Origin of the sequence: Solidesulfovibrio fructosivorans JJ], assembly GCF_000179555.1 — a bacterium.
GTDB classification, from domain to species: Bacteria; Desulfobacterota; Desulfovibrionia; order Desulfovibrionales; family Desulfovibrionaceae; genus Solidesulfovibrio; species Solidesulfovibrio fructosivorans.
Window position 1 is genome coordinate 51,358 of sequence record NZ_AECZ01000013.1, and the last position, 25,644, is coordinate 77,001.

Genomic DNA, 25,644 nt, shown 5'->3' on the forward strand with positions numbered 1-25,644 from the left:
CCGCACCCTTACGATCCCGGATCGACGAGGATGCCCGAATGGAAAAGAATGAATCCGCCCGCATCGGCTTTCGTGTCTGGCTTCTGGTCCTTACGATTTTCGCCAGCGTCCCCATGCTGCTTTTTTCCATCATCTCCCTGGGGCTGCTTCTGCGCAGCCAGGGAGAGGTCGAACGTGACCGGTTGAGCCGGGCGGCGGCGTCCCTGGCCGGAGGCCTGGAGCGCCACTTGGCCGCCAGGGCCAGCATGCTGACCACCATCGCCAACTCGGCGGCCGCGAAAAACGGCGACCTGCGCCTGGTCTACGAACATGCCGCCAGGATCGTGCGGCAATACCCCCGGTTCGCCTCCATTACGCTGGCCGCTGAAACCGGCGAAATCGCATTCAGCACCCTACAGCCGCTCGGTGTTCCCTTGCCCAAAAGCCAGGACATGGAGTTGCTGCGGCGGGTCCTGCGCACGGGACAGGCGCATGTCTCGGGCGTCTTCGAGGGGACGATAACCCACCGCAAGGTCACGGTGCTCGGCGTCCCGCTCGTGACGGACGCCGGCAAGCGGTATTGCCTGGAAAACGTGCTGCCCGTGGTCGAGCTCGAGGCGATCCTCGCCCAGCAGCATCTGGGCGATGCCTGGACGAGCGCCGTTCTCGGGCCGGCGGGCGGCATCATCGCCTGTCACGGCCCGCGCCCTGATGCCGGGGAGGCGGCGGCGAACAGCCGGGGAAATGGAGCGTTCCTGCGGGACCCGGACGAGCATGTCTGCGAAACCCGGGCCGGGGAGCTCGTGGAGACCTCACTGGCCGGCGTGGGGCTGTGGGGCTGGACGGTTTCCGTCAGCGTGCCGCAACAGTCTTTTGTCGCGCCGCTTCGCCGCTTGTTGATGAAGATCAGCCTGGCCGCCGCGCTTTGCCTCTTGTCCGCGATTCTGGCCTCGTTCTGGCTGGCCCGGCGCCTCAGCCGCGACGTGACCCGGTTGGCAACGGCCTCGGCCGCCCTGGCCGCCGGCTCGCCCGGCCTCGACGGAGGCGTGCTGATCCGGGAGATGGGCGAGGTGCGGGCCTGCCTTTGGGCCGCCCACGAGCGGGAGGAACAGGCCCTGCACGATCCCCTGACCGGGCTCGCCGGCAGGGCCCGCTTCTGGGATCTGGCCCGCGAACTGGAGGCGCGCGCCAAGGAAGACCCGAAGCTGGGGCTGGCCGTCATGTTCATCGATCTCGACGGCTTCAAGCACGTCAACGACCACCACGGCCATGCCCGGGGGGACTGGATCCTGCAACGCACGGCAGCGGCCCTGTGCGAGAGCATTCGCGACACGGACGTGGCCGGACGGCTGGGGGGAGACGAATTCGTGGTCGGCCTGATCGCCGACGGGGGGCAATTGCGACAGGCGGCCGGCGCCATCGCCGAACGCATCGTGTCCCGGGTCCGCAACCTCGGCTACGGGATCGGTTGCAGCATCGGCGTGTCGCTTTGCCGGAACCATCCCCCCGATCTGGAACGCTCTCTCAGCCTGGCCGACCAGGCCATGTATGAAGCCAAGGCCCTGGGCAAGAACCGCTATGTCCTGCGCGAGGATACCATCGGGGGCTGAGGCGGTTTGTTAGGACATGGACTTGCGCATCTGGGCCACCAGTTCCTCCAGGGGCAGGTCGTCGTCGATGCGGTAGGGGCCGCCTTGCCCGGATTCGGCTTGACGGGGCGGGCGGCGCGTCTGGGCGACCGGAGTCTCGGGACCGGCATGGGCGGCGGCCTGGGCAGGTTCGGGGCAGGGCGCCGTCGGGGCGGGCTGGGGCGCTTCCATGGGCCGTGAGGGGATCGGCGTGTCCGGGCTTGGCCGGAAGGCCAGGGTCGGGGGGGTGAGCCGGGCCTTTTGGTCCAGGAATTCCTCCCGGTAGCGCTCGAAGGTGAACATGCCTTCGTTGCGGCCGGCCTGCTGGATGCCTTCGAGCTGGTTGAAGCGGTTTTCCCGGATCACGTTTTTGACCGAACTGCTTGTGCGCACGACGGACAGCACCGGCGCGCGAAACCCCACCCTGGCCAGCACCTCCATGCGCTGCACCACCACCGCCGCCAGACATGAGGCGATCTGGGCCCGGGCGTATTCCTGGGAGCCTTCGCCATACGCGTTGCACAGCCGCAGGAGCGCTTCCTCGGGCGTGCCGGCGTGCAGGGTGGCGATGACCACGTGCCCGGCCTCGGCGGCGTTGACGGTCAGGCGCATGGTTTCGGGGTCGCGCAGCTCGCCCACCATGATGACGTCGCCGTCCTCGCGCAGCACGTCCTGCAATCCCTGTTCGAAGGAAAGGAAATGGGCGCCGAGCTCCCGCTGGTCCACCAGGGCCTTGCCCGAGGCGAAGCGGTATTCGATGGGGTCTTCCAGGGTGATGATGTGGCAGGAGCGGGTTTCGTTGATTTCCCGGATCATGGCCGCGATGGTGGTGGATTTGCCGTTGCCCGTGGGGCCGCAGATGAGGATGAGGCCATGGGGGAGCGAGCACAGGTCGCGCAGGGACGAATGGAGGTTTAGGGCCTCGAAGTCCGGGATGACCGCGGGCAGAAAACGCACGGCCAGGCCCAACCCGTCGGCGGAGTAGAAGGCGTTGAGCCGCATCTGGGCGTCATGGAGGTAGGAGGAGAAGTCGAGGGACCAGCGTTCGGTCAGCGTCCTTCGCTGGCGGTCCGTCGCCAGCGCGCGCAGCAGGGCTTCCAGTTCGGCCGCGTCGAAAACGATGTCCCGCTGGAAGTGGAGATGGCCGTTGCGCCTGACCGCAACGGGCCGGTCGGCCCTGATGTGCAGGTCGGTGATGCCGTTTTTGACGCAGGTGCTGACGAGTCGGGTGAATTTTTCCATGTCGTGCCTGATCAGTTGGTAGGCGTGGTGATGGTGAGACGGGACAGGTCGCCGCTGGCCCGCAGTTCCGGGGCGTACATGGCCTCGGCCTGGGCCGGGGGCACGATGAAGCTGCCGGGGGTGACGGCGCGCAACAGGGCGTAATAGGTATGCCACTTGTCGTCGGGCAGGTCGGTGAAAAGAAGCGTGCGGTCGTCGCGCATGTCCAGGTAGCCGGCGTCCGTCTTCTCGTCGGCTTCCATCCAGGGCAGGCGTTCGGTGGTGGACAGGCGCGGGTTTTCCACTTCCAATCCCGCCGGCAGCAGGTTTTCGAGCACTACGTTGGATATCGGCCCGGCTGTGGCCCGCACCGAGAACTTGACCACGATGAGCGCGCCCTGGGGCACGGCGTCGAGGTTTACGGGCTGGCCGTCCCGGGTGAGGTAGGTCCGGTCGATGGCAAGCCCCGTGGCCTGGGGCGCGTAGGCCGCCTTGGTCGGGATGGCCCGGGTGCGCACGGAATAGGCGCAGGCCCCGGGGGTGAATCCCTGCTTGACCACGAAGCGCAGGTCGCCGGACTGGGGCAGGCCATGCAGGCTTAACACCTTGTCGCTGGAGAAATCCGACAGCACGCCCGAGCCGGCGTAGAGCACGCCGGAGAAGGGCGGCTTCGCCTTCTGTCTGGCGTAGAACTTGCCGAGGGCCAGCAGGGCGAAAGCGTTTTCCTGGGTGGAGGGGTAGGGTTCGCCTTCGAGCAGCCGGCCCACGTCCTCGGCCAGGCTCACGATCCTCGGGTCCGCCGGCACGGCGTCGAGCAGGGCGGAAAGGAAAAGCGCCTTGTCGCGCAGCGTCGAGCCCAGGTTGCCGCCGGTTTCCTTGTGCGGCTCGCCGGTCGGGACGGGGCCCGAGAGGAGCATGTCCGCCGTGCGGGTGTTGCCGACGGCCGCGTAGGCCGCGCCGAGCAGTCCCCTGGCCTCGGCCGGCAGCTTCTTGGCCTGGCTGTCGCGAAGGTTGTCCATGGCCCCGATGTCGGCCCGGCCGGCCTTGGCCTGCACGTACAGGGCATAGGCGGCCAGGGTAAGCCCGGCCGGCTTGGACAGGTCCGTCTCGCGTCCGGTCTCCCCGGCGAAGGCCAGGGCCTGGGACAGCACGCCCTGGTCCACCGGATAGCCGGCCCGTCCCGCCTCGGCCAGGAAATCGGCGGCGTAAAGGCTCATCCAGGCTTGCGGCTCGCCGCCGCCGGGCCACATGGAAAAACCGCCGTTATAAAGCTGCATGCCGGTGACGCGGCGGATGGCCGATTGGACCATCCCCTGGGGCGTGGCCGATGTGAACGCGCCGGGCGCCATGGCCTGGGCCAGATCGGCGAAGTAGAGGAGCGGAAAGGCCCGGGACACGGTCTGCTCCAGGCAGCCGTACGGATAGCCGAGCAGGGATTTCAGGTTGCCGGTGAAGCGGATGAGCGGAAAGCGGCCCACGGTGACGTCGATGCGGGCCGTGCCGGGGAGAAATTCCCCGGAGGCCAGGTTCGGCACGGTCAGCTCGGCTGTTTCCAGGGCCCCGGAGCGCACGGTGGTGCGCGGCGGCAAGGGGGAGCGCACCGCGACTTGCGCCGTGTCCGCCGAGGATTCGCCCCCGCCGGAGACGGCCACGTCAAAGGCGGCCACGCCCTCGGCGTTGCCCACGGTCACGGGGAATTCCACGGTCGCCGTGCCGCCGGAGGCGATCGTCACGTTGCGGCTGGAATCGGCCACGGTGACCGGGCCGTTGGCGCTGAGGCGCACGACAAAGGAGCCGGCCTTGCCGGTGTCGTTTCGCACCGTGACCGGAATTTTGGCCGCGTCGCCAAAGGAGAGAAAGCGCGGGAAGGAGGGCAGCAGCACCAGCGGGCTTTTGACCAGCGTTTTGGCCTCCGTCCCGGCGAAACGCCGTCCCGAGACGCCGACGGCCATGAGCCGCACCTGTCCCTGGAATTCGGGGATGTCGAAGCTGACCTGGGCCTTGCCCGTGGGGCCGACCGCCACCGGGCCGGACCAGTAGGCCACGGTGCGCCGGGCCGGGCTTTGGGTGCGCACGAAATTGGACAGGTCGTCCATGCCGTCGCCGCCGCCGGCCAGCGCCTTGCCCATAAGCGGCGGCACCTCGGGCAAAAGCAGCGAGAAGGTGTCGTAGGTTTCCACCTGCAACTGGCGCTTGGCGTAAAAAGCGGCAAAGGGATCGGGCGTTTTCTGGGCGATGAGCTGCAAGATGCCCTCGTCCACGGCGGCCACGGTGACGAGGCTGCCGGGTGGGGCCGACACCTCGGCCGTGAGTTTGCCGTTCGGGCGCATGGCCTCCGGGGCGGCGATGGTCAGCGGCAGCCGGCCCGAGGCCCGGTCCACGAACATCGGGGCCGCGCCGTAGGCACGCGACGGCGTGTCGGCGGTGACGCTTGCCGCCTTGCGCACCAGCGTCGCGGTCACGTACACGCCCGGCATGTACGCGGCCTTGACCGGCACCTCGATTTGGCCGGTGTTGCCGGCGAGGTCGAGAATCTGCACGTCGTGCACGTCCGAACCTTCCACGGTGACCAGAAGCTTCCCGGCAAAGGGGGCGCGCACCTGGAACCGGGCGGTCTCGCCCGAGGCATATTCGGTTTTGTCCGGGACAAGCTCCAGCCGGGCCGGATTTTCCACGGCCCAGGGCGAATAGCCGAAGCCGCCTGCGTAGAATTCCAGCTGGGACGCGGCCCCGGACTCGGAATCGGCCAGGGTCAGCCGGTAGCTGCCGAAGGACGGCGGCGTGAATTCCACCGCCCCCTTGCCGTTCGGGGCGTCCACGGTCTTGACGTCCACGGTCCGGGGATCGCGCACGGATTCGTACTTGAACGAGCCGTCCGGACCCTTGCGCAGCACCGTCTGCCAGCGGTCGCGGTACAGCGTGGCCGTAAGCCCCTTGGCCGGGGTGGGCTTGCCCTCGGGAGTCACCACCACATACTCGAAACGCACGGGCTTGCCCGGGACGGTGGCGTCGCTTTTGAGGCGCTTTAAGCCCGGAAAGGCGGCATAGACATGGACCGGCAACTTGGCCATGCCCGTCACCCCCCGACCGCCGCCCTCGCGTACCCGGGCCGTGACGATGGCCGTCAGCGCCGCCGGAGGATTCAGGTCGCCCGGCAGTTCAGCCGTATAGGAAGCCTTGCCGCCGGCATCCAGGTTGCCCGTTTCCTCCAGGATTTCCGTATCCTCGAAGCTGCGTTGCGGGTCGCCGAACACGTAATCGCCAAAGCCCTTGGGGGCAAAGGCCGCCTTGATCAGCCGCACTCGGGTCTCGACCGGCAGGTCGGAACCCGGCGCGCCGAAAAGATAGCGTCCGACCACCGTGAAGGTAAGCGGCTTGCCGGCCTGGCCCGCCTGTTCGTCGGGCGTCACGGAAACGCTGATGCGGTCGGGAACGAAATCCTCCACCTGGAAGCGGTACTGGCCGATGACCGTGTCCGCGACCACGAGGTCGATGGTGTAGGCCCCGGTGAGCGTCTGGACGGGCAGGGGCTGGCGCAGGGTGATGGCCCCCTCGGCCCCGGTCACCACGGTCTTTTCGCCAAGCTTGCGGCCCTGCGGGTCGTTTAAGCGCAGGGTCACGGGCATGGACGGCGGCAGGCCGAGCCGCGTGTCGCGCACCACGGCCAGTCCCTCAAGCGTCTCGCCCGGGCGGTAGATGTCGCGCTCGCCGTACACGAAGGCGGTGTAGCCGGCCTCGGGCATGACCTTGCCGGAGACGTCGAGGCCGGTGGTGTCCACCTGGAAGCGGTCGTAGAGCAGGTAGCTTCTGTCCGCGCCCTTTTGCACCATGATGAGGTAGGGCCGCTTGTCGCGAAGCGTTTTGGGGCTGATTTTGGCCCGGAAAAGTCCCTTGGCGTCGGTTGTGCCCACGGCCAGTTCCTGGTTCTGGTAGGACAGCACGCGCACGTTGGCTTCGGCCATGGGAGCCAGTGTGGAATAGGACGACGTCCAGACGAGCAGGTCGCCAAGCCCCTGCTTGGCCACGATGCCGATATCGGTGATGAGCACGTAGCGCTGGAAGCCCTGGAACTTGCCGGGCACGTTCACGGCCACGCGGTACAGCCCCGGCTCATGCCCCTGGATGTATTTCTCCAGGTTGACCGGCGTGAGCACAGCGGCATTGCTTTTATAGCGCAGGGGAACACGGCCGCTGTAGATGCGGTCGCCCAGGCTGCCGTTGACCGCGCCGCCGCCGGACTCGTCGTCGAAGACGGAGTAGTCCATGGAAAAAAGCGGAAACAGGTTGTTGTAATAGACGCGGTCCACGGAAAGCTCGGCCGCGTTGGTGTTGATGCTCTTGATGGCCAGATTCTTGTAGCCGTTTTTGGACAGGAAAATACCCTGGTCCCGGAAATCCACGGACGGTTCCAGGTCGGGGATGCGCACCGTGCGGGAAAACTTCGCCTCAAGCACCGCGCCATCGGCCGCGACAAGTCCCTTGTCCACGGTCACGACGTACTCGCGTCCCGGCTCGAAGGCGCCACTTATGACCAGATCCGCGCCGTCGGCGCTCAGGTTCGTTTCCAGCGACGGCTCGATCCGGATGTGCCCGGCGGTCAGGTCGTTGGCCTCGATGGGCGTGGACAGGATCAGCCGCAGGGTGGCCGCGCCTTCCTCGGCGTCGGCCTTGATCCGCCGCAGGCGCAGATGCGGGTCCAGGGTCACCGGGATGACGGCCACGGCTTCGGTGGCAAGCTCGATGTCGCCCTTTTGGGGACGCAGGCCCGGCGTCACGACAATCTTGACGTCGCGCTGCTCGGCCGTTTTGACGATGGGTTCGGACACGAAACCGATTTTCTTGCTGGTGTACGTGGTGGTCAGGGCAACGGACACGGGCTTTTTCGGATCGCGGGGATCGATCAGGGAAATGTGGTCGGCCAGGGCCTTGGGATCGACGGCGCGGTTGAAGGCCGCCTCTCCCCGGACCACGACCATGGCCCCGCCCTCGGGCGCGGGTTCCAGATGGCCCGTCAGGCGCGCCACCTCGAAGGAGCCGTAGGACGCCTTCCAGACGTCCTGGCCGGCAAGCTCCTGGGGCGCGGCCAGAAAATTCTTGCCGGAAAGGGTGAAGGTGTAGGTCCGGGCCTGGGCGAAGCCGTCTGTGGGCGCGAAACGCAGCATGTACGGGGAAACCCAGGTCCAGGTGCCGGACAGGGGGGGCTCGACGGTTGCCGGGGCGGTCGACAGGACGGTTCCTTCCTTGGCTCCGGCCACGGGACGGTCGAAAGCCACCAGCACGTAACGACCGCGTTCCGGGTCCATGCCGAGACCGGCCACACGGACGGCGTCGCTCGCGGCCGGGGCCCCGGATGCGGGTGACTGCGCGACCTGCCCCGGCTGCGGGCCTCTGGCCGGACCGCGCATCAGGAGGAAAAATTCCCCCAAGGCGATGCACAGGAGCACCACGATGATGATGTTTTTCACGTTGGCGCGGTGGTCGCCGGGGGTCTTTTCGTTCATGCCGTCCTCCCGTCTATCCACTCATACCCATGCGTCGTTTTTTTTCAACCATATGCCGGGGAACTTATTCGGTTGCAAAATAAATCCTGTCTGTTACCGAAAGCCATGCCCGCCAAGGAGGTCCCATGCGTCGATTGCATTGCACCCTTTTGACCCTCAGCCTTTTCGTCAGCGGCCTCTGCTGCGCTCCGGCCCTGGCCGTCACCGCCCAGGAAACCGGAAAGAAAACACTATATGGAATGTTCAAGCAGACCCCGGAAGGCGGCATCGTTTTCCTCGATCCGCAAGAGACGGGCGTGGTCTACCTGCCCTTCGACGCGTCGTCCATCATGAGCGGCTATCTGGATATACAGGTGCAGGTCAAAGGCGAGATACGCGATGCCTTCAACCGCAACGGCAAGACGTATCGTATGCTGACCGTCAGCGACATCCATCCCATGACGGCGGAGTACGGATCGACGACAACACAGTCCGGACGACACTTCGGCCTGCCCGGCACCGAGACGGCCGACGTGCACGCCTATCAAAACAGGACCTGCTACGTGTACGACCGCTATGCGGTGCTCGAGACCCTGGCGGATTATTCCAACGGCCATACGTTGCGGGTGGTGACGCGCACGGCCGCCGACAATCCCTCGGCCGTGTGCGAAAACCTGCAAGGCACGCCGCTTTTCGAGATCCCGAACGGCGGGGAGTTTACTTTCGCCGGCCTGTCGGGCGACACGCTCTTCGTGGAAAACGGCAAGCCCAGCGCCCTGCACGGGCTCATGGCCGTCAACCTGGCCCGGCAAAAACAAACCCTCGACGCCACCGTCCTGCCCGGCGCGGCAGTGAGCAAGGGAACTCTCCACTACACGGAAAAATTCAAGGCGCTCAAATCCTGCCCGGCCGGCACTACGCCCATGCACAAGATGTCCCTCGACCTGGCCAACGGAAGGACACAAAGTTTGGGAAGTGGGTTTTGCAAGGCGTCGGGGGAGGGGACCCCTTTTTGAAAAAAGGGGTCCCCTCCCCCGAACCCCCTCCCTCCTCAAAAAATTTTCAATGGGGGTGGATAAAGGGGCTTTTCATTTTCGCCCCGCAGGGGCGACGGCGTGGTGGCGGCGGAATTTGGCCGGGACGAGCTTGTCGCGAAGCGACATGCAGCGTCCCGGCAAATTGCGCCGCCATCTTGTTCCATCCGCCTGGGCGTCAGCCAGCCAGGCCTTAACCCGACCAGAGCCGAGAAGGGGGGACCGGGGGGCCCGTGGCCTCCCGGCGGGGTCTGGGGCAGAGCCCCAGCCGCCTTTGCCTTTGCCTTTGCCTTTCCCTTCGCCCAGCCTAACCGCTACTCGCCGGCCTTCGCCGCAAAGCCCTTCCTAACGAAGGACAGGGCGAGGCCGGCGCAGAGAGCGGCTTCGGTGGCGATGGTGGCCAGGGCCGCGCCTTTGGCGGCGAGCAGCGGAATGAGCAGCAGGTTGAGGCCGATGTTGAGGACGGCGGCGATGATGGTGACGCCGGCGTAGTAGCGTTCGCGGCCGAGGGCGACGAGGGCCTGGGTGAGGACGTAATTGGGGAGGATGAAGGGCAGGGAGGCGAGCAGCCAGGCGAGCAGCGGAATGGCTTCGGCGTATTTGTGGCCGAAGGCCAGGGTGAGGATGAAGGGGCCAAGGAGAAGCCCGCCGATGGTGGCGGCCGCCGACAGGCCGATCATGACGGCGAGCATGAGGGTAAAGGAGCGCTTGAAGGCCTGGGCGTTGTCCAGGGAGACGCGCAGCTTGCGGAAAAAGATGTGGGCCAGCGGCGTGGCCAGCATGATGACGCCTTCGATGAGGCGGTAGGCGGCGGCGTAGTTGCCGACTTCGGCCGGGTCCGGGGTGAGCAGGCGCAGCAGCACGATATCGCAGCGAAAATAGATGGCCGTGGCGGCGGAGATGCACAGAAAGGCCAAGCAGGGGGCGTAGATGTCGCGGCTGACGGTCAGACGCGGCCGTACGGCCAGCGGCTTGGCGAAGGGCGCGGCCAGGGCGACGGCCTGGCCGATGAGCAGGCCGAGGAAGATGGCGGTGGGGCCGGGGGACGGCACCAGCAGGGCGAGGCCGGCGCAGACGGCGGTGGCGGTGCGGGTGACGGCGCGCCAGACGGCCTCGGCGGCGAAATTGTTATGGCCCTTGAGGTGGGCGGAGACCAGGGCGGCGGCGGTGAAAAGGGCGTAGTAGAGCACGGCCGCGCCCAGGGACAGGCGTTCGCCCCGGGAAAAAAGGGGCAGCAGGCACAGGCCGAAAAGGGTGGTGGCGGCCAGATGCCCTATGGCCAGGGACATGAGCGGCGGCCGACCGGTGGACGTCACGAGTCCGGCCTTGGCGGTTTCGCGAAAGATGAGCGTGGTGAAGCCGCCGTCCTGAAGGATGGCGAACAGCGAGGCCAGGGTGAGGATGTAGGTGTATTGGCCGAAGCCTGCCGGCCCCAGGACGCGGCCGAGCAGAAAGGTCAGGCCCACGGAGACGGCGGCGGCGTAGAGCGTGGCCGCCCACTGGCTGGACAGGGCTTTGGCCAGGGCGCGGCTCATGGGCGGGGCGTCCCGGCCGTTTCCGCCTCGAGAAGAAAGGCCACGGCGGCGGGCAGGTCGCGGGCCAGGACATGGGGCCAGCCGGGTTGACGCTCGGCCAGGACCCAAATGTCGCCGGAAAGGTGCGGCAGCTCGAGTTTTGCGGCATCCCGCCTGCCATGGCCGGTCATGACGAGGATGGTGACGGCCGCGCCGAAGGCCAGTCCGAAGGCGATGTCCGAGGCGGCGTCGCCGATCATGGCCGTGGCGGCCGGGTCAAGGCCGTGGCGGGCGGAGAGGGCCTCGAACAGGCCCGTGGCCGGCTTGCGGCAGGCGCAATTGTCGGTCGGCGCATGGGGGCAGAAGGCCGTTTCGGTAATTTTCGCGCCAAAGGGGACAAGGAGGTCCACCAGGCGCTTTTGGACTGCCTGGAAATGCGTTTGGGTATAATACCCCCGGCCGATGCCGGACTGGTTGGTGACGCAAAAAAGCCGCTTTCCGGCGCGGGAGAGCCGTCCCAGGGCTTCGCCGCCGCCGGGGACGAGCGCCACGCCGTCCGGATCGCGGAGATAGTGGCGCTCCTCGATGATGGTGCCGTCCCGATCGAGGAGCACGTCGCGGATGGTGGGCGGCGCCATCAGAAATCGTCCTGCAGGCCCGGCAGATACGGCTGGGGCCGGGGCGAGAGGAAAAGAGACAGGGGCGCGCCGGCGTTGTCTTCGAGCTTGAGCGGGAAGGTCAGGGCGCTTTCGGTCAGGCCGGGGAACTTGGACGCGTCGAGCACGGCCTCGATGCGCATGCGTGTCGCGTCGCGGGACCAGAGTTGCGCGCCCTGGCTGGAGAGGTCGAAGCGCACGAAGCCGTTGTTGATGGGGCGGCGAAAGCGCATGACCGACACGCGCCGCACCATGAGTCCCTGCCACAGCCCGGAACGGTCGCTGCGCAGGGTGTCCAGGGGCCTGAAATGGGTTCCGTCCGGGGAGAAGGACACGGTGACCGTGTTCTTGCCGGCCTTGTCCGCGAACACGCGGGGATAGGACAGGATGCGCAGGGTCTTTATCGGATAGGCGGAACTGATGGGCACGGTGACCGAGCAGGGGCCCGGGGCTTTGCAGGACAGGCAGTCCTCGCCGTCGTTCTTGCGAATGTTCCAGGCCAGCGGAAAGGCGGCCAGGGCGTCCTTCTCCCGGGCGAAGCTCGGTTCGAAGCGCAGCACGCCGACGCCGTCCTTGCCGAGGAGCAGGGTTGTCGGCGGCGGGGAGAGCACCGGCACGGTGAGCGTCGTGTCGCCGATGCGCAGCCTGGGGCGGTTTAGGATCCCGGAGAGTTTGATGGCCGGAAAGCGTCGGGGCGGCTTTTCGCCCAGGCGGGCCGTGACCGGGACGTTTTGCGCCAGGTCGACGAAGGGATCGGTCAGGGCCGGATCGTAAAAGAGGTAGGCCGGCCGGCCGTTTTCGCCAGGGATGGCAAACACGGGCTCGATGCCGGGATGGGCGGCCAGAAACGGGGCCAGGGCGCTGGCGGGATTGGCCGGGCCCTGGGGAATGTCCGGACCGGCCGGGAAAACGTAGAGCGCATCGGCGTCGACCAGTGGTTCCCCGGGATGCCACGTGGCCAGGGCGTTGTGCCCGGCGGCGCGAACAAGGGCGTCCAGGGCCGGGCCGGGGCCGGTCGGCCGGCCGGCCAGGGTGGCGCTTGCCTCGATGCGGAAGGCTTCGATGATGCCGGGGTTGGCCACCGGGCCGTAATCCAGGCGCAGGCGGACTTTTCCGGTGTCCGATCCGATGCCCGGCACGTCGTAGTTTTTGGTGACGAAACGGCGCTTTTCATGATTGGGGGCGATCAGCTTGCCGTCCGGGCCGAGATAGTCCTTGCCGGTCACCGTGCCGATTTCCGTAAAGGGCGCATCGCCGGCGGCCACGGAGACGCCGATGCGCGAATCCGACGGCACGCCTTCCAGGAACGTGGCCGAGAACATCAGCGACAGCTTTGCGGCGGTGATACGCGTCCCGGCGGCGGCCTGGAAGGTATAGGTCGCATGGCCGGGCTTTTCGTAATCATAGTGGGACAGGGTGTGGTAGCGGCTTTCGGGGCCGAGGTTCACCGCTTCGTCGCAGTCGGCGTAGAAGTCGTAGGTGGTGAAGTCCTCGACGAAGCGCGCCGCGCCTTTCGCGTCCGGGTAGAGCACGACCGGGGCCGTGCTGACAAGGCCGATGGCCGAGACCGTGGTGTCCTGGATGGTGATCACCTTGTGCGGGAAAAAGGGCGTCCTGGGCGGCGTCAGGTCGCTTTGGATCAGGTGGAACGTGCGCTTGTAGCCCCGTGGCATGTAATGGGAAAGGTTTTCGAAAACGTGGGGCAGGTACCAGTCGGCAATGAGCTTGGGGTTGCGGTTGCTCTGGTAGAAGAGATAGCGCACGTCGTTTTTGTTCCAGGCGAGATAGTCGGCCAGCTCCTTGGAATAGGACGTTTCGCGGCGATAATAGGTCCCGAGCGAACGCAGGTTGGGGATGCTGACGACAAGGCACAGGCCGATGCCGACCAGGGGTACGGCCCAGGCGGCGCTTTTTTCGGACAGGTCCAGATGGGCGGCGATGCGCTCGAGGAGCACGGCCATAGTCAGCCCGGCCATGGCCATGAGCAGGTAATAGGCGTTGAAGACGTAGCGGGAGCTGATTTCGAGCTGGGTGCCGGCGACGAGAAAGGCCACCACCGGCATGAAGGCGAAGGCCGCGAGCAGCACCAGCCCGTCGCGGTAGCGGCGTCTGGCGGCGACGGCGCAGCCGGCCAGTCCCAAAAGCGCCAGGGGCAGCCAGGGCAGGCCATGGCGCTCGGCGGCGTAGGCCCCGAATTCCGTCAGCACGGTGAGCGGAAAATCGGCCGGGATACCGGGGGAAACGCCTTTGGACCGCAGCAAGGTGAAGATGTTGCGATAAGCCGGCAACCACGGCAGGTAGCACAGCCCGACCACAGCCACGGCGGCAAGCAGGGCCAGTCCTTTTTTGACCGCGACCCGCAGCGGCAATTCCTTTTTCGCCAGCCGGCTGCCCAGGAACCATACCGTGAACACGCCCTCGGCCGCGATGTTGGAGCTGGCCATGTACGACGTGTAGCACATGGCCATGGTGACCAGGGCGTAGGCGACGTAGCGGAGCGGGCCGCCGCGCGAAAGCGCCCGGTAGAGCGCCCAAAGCGACAGCAGGGCCAGCAGCATGAAGAGGCTGTAGGGCCGCAGCTCCCGGGAATAATGGAGCTGGTAGACGGAAAAAGTGGTGAGCCCGGCGGCGAAAAGCCCGGCCCGGCGCGACAGTATCTCACTGACCAGCCCGTAGAGCACGGCGATGGAGGCCGTGCCGCAGGCGACGCTCAAAAGCCGCAGCACGGCGTCGTCGTGGCTGACGGAGAGCACGAAGTGGGTAATCAGATGATAGAGCGGCGGGAAAAATTCGCCGCCGATGTCCGACGGGCCGACCACGGTCAGGATGTGGAGCATGCGGCCGACGGAAAGCTGGGAGATGCCAAGCGTTATGAATTCGTCCCACCACAGCGAGGGTTCGCCGAGATAGGCCAGGCGCAAGATAGCCCCGGCCAGGAGCAGCAGGACGAGCAGCAGGGGATACAGACGACGGACGGTGGTTGGCATAAGGAAGGTTCCTGGTCCCGAAACGCCGGGACCAACGCCATTTAGCCAAGCTTTCCGGGGAAGACAAGGCCGGGAGCGGCAGAGCCATACCCTTGATCCGTTTTTGTCCCGTATCCGGTGCCGCCCTCCAATGCCCTATGAGAAGTTTTTGAAAGGGGCATCAGGGGGGAAACTTTTTTCAAGAAGTTTCCCCCGGGCCGCCGGAGGCACCCCTCTTCCTCTGCCTACGCCACGATGACGCCGCCAGCGAGCACGCGGCCCGCCGCGTCATAAAGGGTGGCTACCTGTCCCGGGGTGGGGCGGGGGAGCGGCGCTTCGAACACGATGTCCAGGCTGCCGTCCGCCGCGATCGCGGCCCGGGCCGGGCGCGGGGCCATGCGGTAGCAGGTCTGGCCCAGGACCGTTTCCGGCCAGTCGCGCGGCGGGACGAGCACATTAACCTCCCGGGCGCGGCAGGACGCGGCCAGGAGGTCCTGTTTCGGACCGACGCGCAGGGTGTTGGCGGCGGCGTCCTTGGCCAGGACGTAGAGCGGCTCGCGCCAGCCCACGCCAAGTCCCTTGCGTTGGCCGATGGTGTGGCGCCACAGGCCCTGGTGCGCGCCGAGGATCGTGCCGTCCGGGAGCGCGATGGGTCCGGGGCCGGAGAGGGGAACGCCGCTTGCCTCCAGAAAGGCGCGGTAGTCGTCGCCGGGCACGAAGCAGACCTCGCGGGATTCCCGGGGCAGGGGCGGGGCCAGGTCGAGGGCGGCCAGGGCCTCGGGATTGTCGGCTTTTTTGCGCCGGGCCAGGGGAAAGAGGGCCCGGGCCAGGGCGCTTTGCGGCACCAGGGACAGGAAATAGCTCTGGTCGCGCGTGGCGTCCGCGCCGCGAAAAAGGGCCGCGCCTTCCGGCGTGTCCGCAAGACCGGCATAGTGGCCGGTGGCGATTTTGTCCGCGCCAAGGGAGATTGCAGCCTCGGCCAGCAGGCCGAATTTCAGGTCGCGGTTGCAGGCGGCGCAGGGATTGGGGGTCTCGCCGGCGACATAGGCGGCGATGAAGGGCGCGATGACGCGGGCGCGGAAGGCGTCCGAAAGGTCGATGGCCTGGAAGGGCACGCCAATGGCCTCGCACTGGGCGGCAATGGCATCCGCTAATTGCTGTTGCTTATCGTCCGGGGGTAGAAAATGGGCGTGGATCGCGAAGACCCCATGCCCTTCCTTTTGCAGCAGGCCCAGGGCCAGCAGGCTGTCCGCACCCCCGGAAGCGGCCACGGCTAGAAATCTCATTAGCTTTCGCGATTATTCGGAGAAGGTATTAAAAGAATAATTATCGATAATAATGAGGATGCAATGGTTATATAGCTGTTGTTAGTGTTTAAAAATTCTTTAAATGAGGGGAAGAGGAATATCGAAAGAGTGATTGTTGTGGTTAAAAGTAAAAGAAGTATAATATAAACGTATCGCAAAAAAATATCTATTTTTTTAAATCTCAATAAAAAAATAAGCAGAAAGAAAAGAAAGCAAAGTGGAAGATATATTGTGCTACTATATATAAATGTGACTAAGGTCGCAGTTGAGAAAAAAATAAGAATAAATATTTTGTAACGAAAGCCTATCTTTCTTTTTCGAATTAATTCCGCGTCTATCTCATCGAGTCTTGACTTGATGGAAGATTTTATAGCGTTGTACTCTTCGATTTCATTTAAGGCAAAACTGACTTTATTGGATAGTAAACGCAAGATGTATTCACATCTTTTTTTTTCTTGCAATAAAAAATTTGTTTCCATCATCTTATTTGATGAGGTCTTTTACCTTTTCGACTCTAAAATTGTCGTATGTATTTTTGAGATCGTAAAAAATCTGTAACATTTTATGACGTTTGACGTAGTCTCGCCAAAGACCGTTATGTGTGAAAATATACTTTAAATTATCCTGTTCTTTTTTTGTAGTGAGGTGTAACGAATTTAAGATGTTTATAAGTTTCTCTGTGCTTCTGAGTAATATTTCACTTGTGATTTGAGGGTCTCCAGAAGAAAAGAGTTCAGAAAGTACAAAGAAACCATAGTCTATTTCTTGAAAGTCAGACTCGAAATATTTATCTGTTTCGTAGAGTTGGATGAATGTGAATCCATTATGTGGTTCGTCTTGAGGGAATGCATCGTAACAAAAAGACATTTTGTATTTAAAAAACTTTGATTCACTGATAATTCGTAAAAAGTCGGAACAACAGTTGTAAAGAGAGAAAAAATATCCAGCGAAAAAAGTATTAAAATACCCAAAGTCTGGGTCAATCCATGGGAATTTTAAGAATGATTTTGATAGACGAATAACTTTATAAGTGCCTTCTCCATCGCCTTGAGAATTTTTACCATCAGTAATTTCTACAGATTCTTCCCACCATCCACTCCTAGAGTCAAATTTAAACAAAATTTTTAAAAAATCGTTGATATCTTGCGGGATAAAAAAATTATTATTTATATATAGTATTCTCTTGAAATCATCGAAAAAAGCATAACCAGATTTTTTCCCTGCTAAAAAGAGTGCTTTGTCAAAATCAACTTTAGGACATAAGTTTCTAATGCCATTGAGAAGCTCAATAACTGTGTTTTTTGCAAGAACAACATTGTCTTTTTTTCCCCAGATTCTAACACCCTGCTCTCTTAGATTGGTGAACTCATAGTGGGGGATTAGTATTTTGTTAAGTGTTTCTGTGGCTACTTTGCTCAGAGAGTCCCTGAGCTCTTGAGTGTGTTTTTCGAGTTCTGTCTTGCTAGTTTCTTTAATAATTAATGTATCCAAGGAGTTGTCAGAAGAGTATTCTTGTAACGTCTTGGTTTTTAGGGACTTAAGAGCTATCTCTTTAAAACTGTCTGGCATTGTTAACCTCACTTTCTAAAAATCTTGACCAGTTTCATTAGTAAATGTCAACAGTAAATAGTTATAGCTATGCTTGATAGTTATAAGCCTACAGGATAAGGCAACGCCGGCAAAGCGTCGCCGAGGACCTTGGCCGTGCGCAGGATGGTTGTTTCGTCGAAAGCCGGGCCGAAGAGCTGCATGCCGATGGGCATGTGCGAATCCTTGCCCAGGCCCACGGGCATGGAGAGTCCGGGCAGGCCGGCGAGGTTCAGGGAAATCGTAAAGATGTCGCTCAAGTACATCTTGAGTGGATCGCCGGACATCTGGCCGATGGGAAAGGCGGCGAAGGGCGAGGTCGGGCCGCAGATGACGTCGCACTTGGTGAAGGCGTCGAGGAAATCCTGGCGGATGAGGCGTCGGACCTGGGCCGCCTTGCGGTAGTAGGCGTCGTAGTAGCCGGCCGAGAGCACGTAGGTGCCGATGACGATGCGGCGTTTGACCTCGTGGCCGAAGCCCCGGGAGCGCGACAGTTCGTAGAGCTCCTCCAGGGAGTTGGCGTCCGGGGCGCGGTAGCCATAGCGAACGCCGTCGAACCGGGCCAGGTTGGAGGAGGCTTCGGCCATGGCCACGATGTAGTAGGTGGCCACGGCGTAGGGGGTGTGGGGCAGGGAGACGGGCACGACGTTGGCGCCGAGTTTTTGGGCCGTATCCACGGCCGACCGGCAGGCGGCGCGCACTTCCTCGTCCACGCCCTCGCCCCAGTATTCGTCGGGCAGGCCGATGGTGAGGCCCGTAAGGTCCTTGGCCTCCGCGATGGCGGCCTCGAAATCCGGGACTTCGCGCGGGGCGGAGGTGGAATCCCGGGGATCGTGGCCGGAAATGACGGTGAGCATTGCGGCGGCGTCGGCGGCATTGCGGGTAAGCGGCCCGATCTGGTCGAGGCTCGAGCCGTAGGCGACCAGCCCGTAGCGCGACACGCGGCCGTAGGTGGGCTTTATGCCGAGCGTCCCGCAAAAGGCGGCGGGCTGGCGGATGGAGCCGCCGGTGTCGGTGCCGAGCGCGGCGAAGCATTGGCCGGAAGCCACGGCCGCGGCCGATCCGCCGCTCGATCCGCCGGGAACGCGGGAGGTGTCCCAGGGGTTGGCCGTGACCTTGAAAGCGGAATTTTCCGTGGAAGAGCCCATGGCGAACTCGTCCATGTTGGCCTTGCCGAGGATGATCGCGCCGGCGTCCCGCAGCTTGGCGATGCAGGCGGCGTCGTAGAAGGGGACGAAATTTTCCAGGATCTTGGAGGCGCAGGTGGTGGGGGCGTCGGCCACGCAGATGGCGTCCTTGATGAGCACCGGCACGCCCCACAGGCGTTTGCCGGCGTCCGGACCGGCGGCGTCCATGGCCTTGGCTCGCTCCAGGGCGGTCTCGGCGGTGAGGGTGAGGATGGCCTTGATCCTGGGCTCGGTGGCCTCGATGCGGCTCAGGCAGGCGGCGACGGCCTCCTCGGCCTTGATTTCTCCGGCGGCCAGTTTGTCGCGGACTTCGGTCAGGGACAGACGACAAATCTCGGACATGACAAATCCTTTATGCACATGCCCCCTTTCCCCTGATTCGGGGGGCCGGGGGATGCTTGTCCCCGGCGGGGTGCGGGGCGGCGTCCCGCGCGGCTTCTCTTTTCTTAAACGATCTTCGGCACGACGAAGAACTGGCCGTCGGTGGCCGGCGCGTTGGCCAGCACCTTGTCGCGGGGGCAGGTCTTTTGCGCCTTGTCCTCACGTAGCGGCGTGTCGTGGAGCACCGGGCTGTAAAGCGGCTCCACGCCTTGGGTATCCACCGCGCCGAGCGTGTCCATATAGGCCAGGATGTCTTCCATCTGGCCAGCGAATCCGGCCAGGGCCTCCTCGTCGAAACGAAGCCGCGCCAGTTTGGCCACCTTGGCCGCTTCTTCCGGGCTGATCTTCATAAAAACAAACTTCCTTGGGTCATCAGGAGACCGACATGACCTGCTGGTGGGCCGGAACCGGCACCAACGGGGCGGGTTGTTGCTGCTGCCCCGGCTGGGGCGTGGTCGGCGCGGCCGGTTGCGGCTGGGCCGGGGCCGGCGCGTATGGCTGCGTTTCCGGCTGGGCGGCCGGCGCGGGATTGGGCGAATAGGACTGCTCGGTTTCCGGGGCCGGATTTTCCAGGGCCTTTTGCCGGATGGCGTTCAGGCGCTGGCGGAATCCCTCGGGATCGAGCAGCACCGGCCCGGCCACGGACGGCCGAAACAGGTACATGGCCACATGGGCCCGGCCATCCGGTCCGTAGGACAGGGGGGCCATGCTGAACTCCATGCCTGTGGCGGCCTGGGCGAGGCGGGCGCTGACTTCCTGTGGCGGCGTGCCCTGGGGCAGCCGGCCCAGGCGGGCGGCGAAGCGGGCGAAGTCGTAGCCGAGCGCCTCCCACATGTCGGGGTGCTCGTCGCCGGCGGCGCGCATGGCCGCGATGAGGTTCTGGGTGGCCTTGCCCTGGCTTTCGGGCCACCAGGCTCCGGGGCACACGGCCAGACGGTAGTTGTTGATGTTGATCGGCGTCTTGTTGGCGGCCGCGCGGTAGAGGGCCTCGGTCCACAGCTGCGGGCCGAGGATGAGCAGATCGTCGACCTTGTTGCGGAAGAAGTTGGCCAGCACCTTGTCCGCCCGGGACCAGTCGTCCGGGATGAACACGGCGCCGAAGCCGGGGCGGCCGCCGCCGGTCTTGAGCATCTCCAACACGGTGGCGTCCCAGCCCGTGGCGTCCTGGGGCGAATACACGCCCGTGGCCGTGATCTGCCCGCCGAGCTGGGCCGCGGCCAGGGCAAAGGCCTCGCTCATGGACTGCCCGTAGCGGTCGCCGGGGCGCAGGATGCCGAACTGGGTGATGCCGTAATTGCTCAGCGACAGGCGCAAAAGCGCGTCGATCTCATCGGCCGCGCTGGGGAAAAACCGCCAGGCGTCGATGCCCTCACGGGCCTCGCCGAGGTTGGACAAAAAGGCCAGAAAGACCCGGGATTGCAACATCCCGGTCGATTGCAGCTCCTTGAGCGTCAAGGGGTGCATCGGCCCGCCCACCACGCCGACTTCCGGCGGCAGGTTGCGCAGGGTGTTGACCCAATCGGGCTGGGTCGCGTCGATGACGATGACGTCCAGGGGCGTGCCGGCCGCGGCCAGTTCGTCCTGGGCCGCCTTGATGCCCTTTTGCACCTTGCCGCCGAGTTCGCGGAACGGACCGCCCAGGGGCAGCAGCACGGCCACGGTGTTCTGGGCCACGGGCTTTGGCGGCGGAGCGGGCGTCACGACCGCTGGGGGCGGCGCATGCGGCGTCGGCGGAGGCGGCGGCGTTTGGGAACCGCCGAAAAAGCCGCCGCACCCCGAGAGGGCGACGGACAGGACGAGACACAACAGCAACCTCGCGGCAAGGCGGGGGGGAATGCGTATAAATGGAGTCTTGGCGTGCATGGGCGAACCGGGGGTTTGGCGGCCGTGCCGCCGTGGCCTAGCATGAAAAAAGCCTGACCCGTCTAGGGGACGGATCAGGCTTTCAACTACGCGTGATCGGACGCGAAAGCAAGTGCGCGCCCGGCGCGGCTACTTCACTTCGGTGTAATCGGCGTCGACCACGTCCTCGTCGGAACCGGCCTTGCCGGCCTGGGCTCCGCCGGCGGGACCGGCCTCCGGGCCGCCGGGCTGGGCGCCGCCGGCCTGGGCCTTCTGCTGGTAGAGGGTCTCGGCCAGCTTGTGCGAGGCCTGGGACAGGTCTTCGGTGGCGCGCTTGATGGCGTCGCCGTCCTCGCCCTTCAAGGTCTCCTTGACGTGGTTGAGCTTGGCTTCGATTTCGCCGCGGGTGGCGGCGTCGACCTTCTCGCCGAGCTCGGCCAGGGACTTCTCGGTGGTGTAGACCAGGGTGTCGGCCTGGTTGCGCACCTCGATGATTTCCTGCTTCTTCTTGTCGTCCTCGGCGTGGGACTCGGCATCCTTGATGAGATTCTGGATGTCGGATTCGGACAGGCCCGAGGAGGCGGTGATGCGGATGGATTGCTCCTTGCCGGTGCCGGTGTCCTTGGCCGAGACGTTGACGATGCCGTTGGCGTCGATGTCGAAGGTGACCTCGATCTGCGGGATGCCGCGGGCCGCCGGCGGCAGGCCGGTCAGCTCGAAACGTCCGAGCGTCATGTTGTCGTTCGCCATGGGCCGCTCGCCCTGGAGCACGTGGATGGACACGGACGGCTGGTTGTCGGCGGCCGTGGTGAACACCTGGCTCTTGCGGGTCGGGATGGTGGTGTTGCGGTCGATCAGCTTGGTGAACACGCCGCCGAGGGTCTCGATGCCAAGCGACAGCGGGGTCACGTCGAGCAGCAGCACGTCCTTGACGTCGCCGGCCAGGATGCCGCCCTGGATGGCCGCGCCCATGGCCACGACCTCGTCCGGGTTCACCGAGCGGTTGGGCTCCTTGCCGAAGAATTCCTGCACGGTCTTCTGGACCAGCGGCATACGGGTCATGCCGCCGACGAGCACGACCTCGTCGATGTCGGCGGCCTTGAGCCCGGCGTCGGCCAGGGCCTTGCGGCAGGGCTCCACGGTGCGCTGGACCAGGTCGTGGACCAGGGATTCCAGCTTGCCGCGGGTGAGCTTGACCATCATGTGCTTGGGACCGGAGGCGTCGGCCGTTATGAAGGGCAGGTTGACCTCGGTCTCCATGGCCGTGGAAAGTTCTTTCTTGGCCTTTTCGCCGGCTTCCTTGAGGCGCTGCAGGGCCATGCGGTCCTGGGCCAGGTCGATGCCGCTTTCCTTCTTGAACTCCTCGACCAGGTAGTTGATGACGCGCTGGTCGAAGTCCTCGCCGCCGAGGAAGGTGTCGCCGTTGGTGGCGCGCACTTCAACGACGTTGTCGCCGACTTCCAGGATGGAGATATCGAAGGTGCCGCCGCCGAGGTCGAACACGGCGATCTTCTCGTTGGACTTCTTGTCGAAGCCGTAGGCGAGTGAAGCGGCCGTGGGCTCGTTGATGATGCGCTTGACCTCGAGGCCGGCGATACGGCCGGCGTCCTTGGTGGCCTGCCGCTGGGCGTCGTTGAAGTAGGCCGGCACGGTGATGACGGCTTCGGTCACGGGCTCGCCCAGGTACGCTTCGGCGTCCTTTTTGAGCTTGCCGAGAATGATGGCCGAGATCTCGGCCGGGCTGTACTTCTTGCCCTCGACCTCGACGTAGGCGTCGCCGCCGGTGCCTTCGACGATCTTATAAGGACAGTGCTCGAGCCAGCGCGTGACCTCGGGGCCGTCGAACTTGCGGCCCATCAGGCGCTTGATGGCGAAAATGGTGCGCTCGGGGTTGGTGACGGCCTGGCGCTTGGCGATTTCGCCCACGAGCCGTTCCTTGGTAAAGGCCACGATGGACGGGGTGGTGCGGCCGCCCTCGGGGTTGGTGACGCACTTCGGGTCCTTGCCCTCCATGACGTAAACGCAGGAGTTGGTGGTCCCGAGGTCGATCCCGATTATCTTACCCATGATAGCCTTTCCTCCTTGGTGGTTCCGGTATGGTCTCTCGTCCTGCGGACGGATAATTTCCTGGTGACAGGCAGCTATATAAGGCCCGATTCATGCGAGTAAAGGGGCTTTGGCGAAAAAAAAGGGGTCCTAACCGGCGTTTTGGGCCTTGTTGACCATGACTTTGGCCGGCCGCAGCAGACGGCCGCGCAGGCTGTAGCCCTTTTGGACCACCTGGGCCACGGCGTCGTCGGGCAGGTCGGGGCGCGCGGCCATGCCCAGCGCCTCGTGGGTTTCGGGATTGAACGCCTCGCCTTCGGCGCCGAATTCGGCCACGCCGTGGCGGGCCAGGATGTCCACGAAGGCCTTTCTGGTCATGTCCACGCCGACCACGAAGTCCTTGCAGGCTTCGTTGCCCCGGCCATGGGCCAGGGCCAGGTCGAGGTGGTCGAGGACGGGCAGAAGTTCCGACACCAGGGATTCGGTGGCGTACTTCTGGAACTCTTCCTTTTCCTTCAGAAGGCGTTTTTTGAGATTTTCGGTTTCGGCCAGGGTGCGCAGGCGGCGGTCGGCTTCGGCGGCCAGCTCGGCGCGAAGCTGCTCGATTTCCGCCTCGGGGGAGAGGTCGGTCGCGCCGGTTTCCTCGGGGGTGGCGGCGTCTTCGGGATTTTTCGGCTCAGGTGACATGCTTCCTCCAGGACGTACCCGCTTGGACGCGAAAAAAGGCCGGCAATAACCGGTCGCGACACAAGCGGAGGCTTTTTCGGTTAAAAACGCCGGTCAAGCAGCCGGCTCAAGGTGTCGGCGGTAAAATTCACCACAGGCACCAGCTTGGCGTAATCCATGCGCAACGGGCCGATGAGGCCGATGGCCCCCAGCGGATGGGAGCCCGCTCCGTAGGGCGCGGTGATGACGCCGACGTCGGCCAGGGCGGCGCGGTCAAGTTCGCCGCCGATGGTTATTACCGTTTTAAGCTCGTTTGCGGTTTTGTCCAGTAGTTCGAGCAGGATCGTGCGCTCTTCAAGTACGCGCATAAGCTCGCGCAGGTGTTCGGCGTCGGTGAATCCCGGCTGGCCGAGAATGTTGGACGTGCCGTCGACGATGACTTCGCTTGCCGCCTCGCGCTCCCCGTCGAGGGCGGAGCTGGCCAGGGTCAGGGCCTGCCGGCACAGGGCGTTGACGGTCCGCTTGGCTTCCTCGAGTTCGCGCACGAGTCTGGCCCGGACCTCGCTTACGGTCATGTCCCCGAACAGGTCATTCAAATAATTGGCGTAGCTGACGAGGTTGTCGGCCGTGACCTCGGGGGCGGTCTCGATGACCCGGGTGCGCACGAGGCCGCCCTGGAGCACCAGCAGGACCATGATCAGCCCGGGGTTCAGCAGGGAAAAGTCGATGCGCTTGAACCGCGCGTCGGCCTGCTTGGGCGCGATGACCATGGCCACCTGGAGCGACAACCCGGCCAAAACGCGCGAGGCCCGGCGCAACAGGTCGCCCACCTCGAGCCCGGCCGTGGCCAGGTCGCCGGCGATGCGGCGGCGCTGCCTGGCGGCCAGGGGCGAGGGACGCATGACCGTGTCGAGGTAGAAGCGGAAGGCCTTGGGCGTGGGCACCCGGCCGGCCGAGGTGTGGGGCTGGTCCAGGTAGCCGGCCTCGGTCAGGTCGGCCATGATGTTGCGGATGGAGGCCGGGGACAGGCCCAGGGTGCTGATTTTGGAAACGGCCCGGGACCCGACCGGCGAAGCCGTGGCGATATAGACCTCGATGATGGTGGTCAGCACGTCCCGTTCGCGATCCTGAAGCGTCATGATGGTGCATCCCCAGTTTGGCACTCGAATCAACAGAGTGCCAAACGAGTAACAATCCGATCACGGCGTGTCAAGGGAAGAGGCGTAAATGAAGGTATATCTTCTCAAAATAACAGGGGTTTTCAAAACGAATCGCCGCGAGGCTTCCGACTGCCTCCAAGGCTCCGGGCAAAGCGACGGAGCCGGCCCCGGGACATGCGCGACGGCTACCGGGCGGCGAGGGCCTGGGCGTCGTTTGTGGTGCGGTCCATGGCCTCGAGGGCGAAGCGCACGGCCGCTTCGGGGTCCTTGTCGACGATGGCGGTCAAAAGGCCCGTGTGGATGCGGTGTTGGTACTGGTTGACGCCCCGGTCGGCGATAAGGGTGTCGAGAAAGTCCTGAAAGACCATGCAGAAGCTGCGGTAGAGGTCGGCCAAAAGTCCATTGCCGCTGGCCGTGGCCACGGCGGTGTGGAAGGCGATGTCGGCGGTCACGTAACCGTGGGCGTCGCCGGCGGCATGTGCGGCCTGCTTTTTCTCCAGACACTCGCGCATGGTCTCGATATCGGCGGCGCTGCGGTTGGCGGCGGCCAGCCGGACCGTCTCCACCTCGAGGATGCGCCGCACCTCGCGTATCTCCTCGGCCTTGGCCCGGCGCAGGCGGTATTCCAGTGGTTCGTGGCCCGAAGGGCGCTCCAGCACGTAGGTGCCGTCGCCCTGGCGCACTTCCAAAAGCCCGGCGCTGACCAGCACGCGTACGGCCTCGCGCACGGTGGAGCGGCCCACGCCAAGCTGGGCCATGAGCGTGGGTTCGGTGGGGATTTTGGACCCCGGCGCAAACACGCCCAGGGAAATCTTTTCCTGGATCTGCTGGATGACGAGATCGCCGAGTTTGCGGCTGCGCACGGGGGTAAGGCGGGTCGGCATCGTCTGATGATCTCCTTGGTCTCGGTACAGAATTTTCGTGACTTTTGTCAACGGGGCATCAGCCGTGAGCCCGGTACGTCAGAGGCCGGAGAATCCGGGGCAGCAT

The 25,644-nt window shown here is 64.4% G+C and carries 16 protein-coding genes; 2 read left to right on the forward strand and 14 right to left on the reverse strand.

Annotation, left to right across the window (positions count from 1 at the left end; genetic code table 11):
• Nucleotides 1-38 precede the first annotated feature (38 nt).
• Nucleotides 39-1,589, forward strand: a complete 1,551-nt coding sequence (locus DESFRDRAFT_RS10820) for a diguanylate cyclase (RefSeq protein ID WP_005993819.1) — start codon at nt 39-41, stop codon at nt 1,587-1,589.
• Between the two features lie 9 nt (nt 1,590-1,598).
• On the opposite strand, the gene DESFRDRAFT_RS10825 is transcribed toward DESFRDRAFT_RS10820, so the two are convergent.
• Nucleotides 1,599-2,849 carry an ATPase, T2SS/T4P/T4SS family gene (locus DESFRDRAFT_RS10825; protein WP_005993823.1) on the reverse strand — a complete coding sequence of 417 codons (1,251 nt, stop codon included), beginning with the start codon at nt 2,847-2,849 and terminating at the stop codon, nt 1,599-1,601.
• Nucleotides 2,850-2,860: 11 nt separating this feature from the next.
• A complete protein-coding gene (locus DESFRDRAFT_RS10830) occupies nt 2,861-8,329 on the reverse strand; it encodes an alpha-2-macroglobulin family protein (protein WP_005993824.1) in 5,469 nt (1,822 codons plus the stop codon).
• Between the two features lie 125 nt (nt 8,330-8,454).
• Here DESFRDRAFT_RS10830 and DESFRDRAFT_RS10835 point away from each other — a divergent pair, with 125 nt between their 5' ends.
• The gene (locus DESFRDRAFT_RS10835) at nt 8,455-9,324 is read left to right on the forward strand and encodes a hypothetical protein (RefSeq protein ID WP_005993826.1); all 870 of its coding nucleotides are present in this window, start codon (nt 8,455-8,457) and stop codon (nt 9,322-9,324) included.
• Nucleotides 9,325-9,656: 332 nt separating this feature from the next.
• Here the strand turns inward: DESFRDRAFT_RS10835 and DESFRDRAFT_RS10840 are convergent, their stop codons facing one another.
• From DESFRDRAFT_RS10840 to DESFRDRAFT_RS10890, 12 genes are all read right to left on the reverse strand, one after another.
• A complete protein-coding gene (locus DESFRDRAFT_RS10840) occupies nt 9,657-10,877 on the reverse strand; it encodes an oligosaccharide flippase family protein (RefSeq protein WP_005993828.1) in 1,221 nt (406 codons plus the stop codon).
• Nucleotides 10,874-11,494: a D-glycero-alpha-D-manno-heptose-1,7-bisphosphate 7-phosphatase gene (locus DESFRDRAFT_RS10845; protein ID WP_005993830.1), complete on the reverse strand. Its 621-nt coding sequence runs from the start codon at nt 11,492-11,494 to the stop codon at nt 10,874-10,876. Before DESFRDRAFT_RS10845 ends, DESFRDRAFT_RS10840 begins: the two co-directional genes overlap by 4 nt.
• On the reverse strand, nt 11,494-14,499 hold the full coding sequence (locus DESFRDRAFT_RS10850; RefSeq protein ID WP_005993832.1) for a glycosyltransferase family 39 protein: 3,006 nt from the start codon (nt 14,497-14,499) through the stop codon (nt 11,494-11,496). Before DESFRDRAFT_RS10850 ends, DESFRDRAFT_RS10845 begins: the two co-directional genes overlap by 1 nt.
• Nucleotides 14,500-14,723: 224 nt before the next feature.
• Complete coding sequence (locus tag DESFRDRAFT_RS10855) at nt 14,724-15,764, reverse strand: tRNA-specific 2-thiouridylase (protein ID WP_005993834.1); 1,041 nt, start codon at nt 15,762-15,764, stop codon at nt 14,724-14,726.
• A 504-nt stretch (nt 15,765-16,268) separates the two neighbouring features.
• On the reverse strand, nt 16,269-17,354 hold the full coding sequence (locus DESFRDRAFT_RS22175) for a hypothetical protein (RefSeq protein ID WP_005993836.1): 1,086 nt from the start codon (nt 17,352-17,354) through the stop codon (nt 16,269-16,271).
• Between the two features lie 80 nt (nt 17,355-17,434).
• Nucleotides 17,435-18,901 carry an Asp-tRNA(Asn)/Glu-tRNA(Gln) amidotransferase subunit GatA gene (gene gatA / locus DESFRDRAFT_RS10860; protein WP_005993838.1) on the reverse strand — a complete coding sequence of 489 codons (1,467 nt, stop codon included), beginning with the start codon at nt 18,899-18,901 and terminating at the stop codon, nt 17,435-17,437.
• 104 nt (nt 18,902-19,005) lie between these two features.
• The gene (gatC, locus tag DESFRDRAFT_RS10865) at nt 19,006-19,290 is read right to left on the reverse strand and encodes an Asp-tRNA(Asn)/Glu-tRNA(Gln) amidotransferase subunit GatC (protein WP_005993839.1); all 285 of its coding nucleotides are present in this window, start codon (nt 19,288-19,290) and stop codon (nt 19,006-19,008) included.
• Nucleotides 19,291-19,312: 22 nt separating this feature from the next.
• Nucleotides 19,313-20,641 (reverse strand): ABC transporter substrate-binding protein, encoded by a 1,329-nt coding sequence (locus tag DESFRDRAFT_RS10870; protein ID WP_233489600.1) that lies wholly within the window; start codon nt 20,639-20,641, stop codon nt 19,313-19,315.
• Between the two features lie 291 nt (nt 20,642-20,932).
• Nucleotides 20,933-22,849: a molecular chaperone DnaK gene (gene dnaK / locus DESFRDRAFT_RS10875; protein ID WP_005993843.1), complete on the reverse strand. Its 1,917-nt coding sequence runs from the start codon at nt 22,847-22,849 to the stop codon at nt 20,933-20,935.
• A 129-nt stretch (nt 22,850-22,978) separates the two neighbouring features.
• On the reverse strand, nt 22,979-23,515 hold the full coding sequence (locus tag DESFRDRAFT_RS10880; protein WP_005993845.1) for a nucleotide exchange factor GrpE: 537 nt from the start codon (nt 23,513-23,515) through the stop codon (nt 22,979-22,981).
• Between the two features lie 80 nt (nt 23,516-23,595).
• Nucleotides 23,596-24,633: a heat-inducible transcriptional repressor HrcA gene (gene hrcA, locus DESFRDRAFT_RS10885; RefSeq protein ID WP_005993847.1), complete on the reverse strand. Its 1,038-nt coding sequence runs from the start codon at nt 24,631-24,633 to the stop codon at nt 23,596-23,598.
• A 206-nt stretch (nt 24,634-24,839) separates the two neighbouring features.
• Nucleotides 24,840-25,538, reverse strand: a complete 699-nt coding sequence (locus DESFRDRAFT_RS10890; RefSeq protein ID WP_005993848.1) for a FadR/GntR family transcriptional regulator — start codon at nt 25,536-25,538, stop codon at nt 24,840-24,842.
• Nucleotides 25,539-25,644 lie beyond the last annotated feature (106 nt).

Coding starts and splice junctions, on each gene's coding strand:
- DESFRDRAFT_RS10845 (WP_005993830.1), bottom strand. CDS start 11,494: ATGGCGCCGCCCACCATCCGCGACGTGCTCCTCGATCGGGACGGCACC.
- DESFRDRAFT_RS10850 (WP_005993832.1), bottom strand. CDS start 14,499: ATGCCAACCACCGTCCGTCGTCTGTATCCCCTGCTGCTCGTCCTGCTG.
- hrcA (WP_005993847.1), bottom strand. CDS start 24,633: ATGACGCTTCAGGATCGCGAACGGGACGTGCTGACCACCATCATCGAG.
- DESFRDRAFT_RS10835 (WP_005993826.1), top strand. CDS start 8,455: ATGCGTCGATTGCATTGCACCCTTTTGACCCTCAGCCTTTTCGTCAGC.
- DESFRDRAFT_RS10890 (WP_005993848.1), bottom strand. CDS start 25,538: ATGCCGACCCGCCTTACCCCCGTGCGCAGCCGCAAACTCGGCGATCTC.
- gatA (WP_005993838.1), bottom strand. CDS start 18,901: ATGTCCGAGATTTGTCGTCTGTCCCTGACCGAAGTCCGCGACAAACTG.
- DESFRDRAFT_RS10840 (WP_005993828.1), bottom strand. CDS start 10,877: ATGAGCCGCGCCCTGGCCAAAGCCCTGTCCAGCCAGTGGGCGGCCACG.
- DESFRDRAFT_RS10880 (WP_005993845.1), bottom strand. CDS start 23,515: ATGTCACCTGAGCCGAAAAATCCCGAAGACGCCGCCACCCCCGAGGAA.
- gatC (WP_005993839.1), bottom strand. CDS start 19,290: ATGAAGATCAGCCCGGAAGAAGCGGCCAAGGTGGCCAAACTGGCGCGG.
- DESFRDRAFT_RS10830 (WP_005993824.1), bottom strand. CDS start 8,329: ATGAACGAAAAGACCCCCGGCGACCACCGCGCCAACGTGAAAAACATC.
- DESFRDRAFT_RS22175 (WP_005993836.1), bottom strand. CDS start 17,354: ATGCCAGACAGTTTTAAAGAGATAGCTCTTAAGTCCCTAAAAACCAAG.
- DESFRDRAFT_RS10825 (WP_005993823.1), bottom strand. CDS start 2,849: ATGGAAAAATTCACCCGACTCGTCAGCACCTGCGTCAAAAACGGCATC.
- DESFRDRAFT_RS10820 (WP_005993819.1), top strand. CDS start 39: ATGGAAAAGAATGAATCCGCCCGCATCGGCTTTCGTGTCTGGCTTCTG.
- DESFRDRAFT_RS10855 (WP_005993834.1), bottom strand. CDS start 15,764: ATGAGATTTCTAGCCGTGGCCGCTTCCGGGGGTGCGGACAGCCTGCTG.
- dnaK (WP_005993843.1), bottom strand. CDS start 22,849: ATGGGTAAGATAATCGGGATCGACCTCGGGACCACCAACTCCTGCGTT.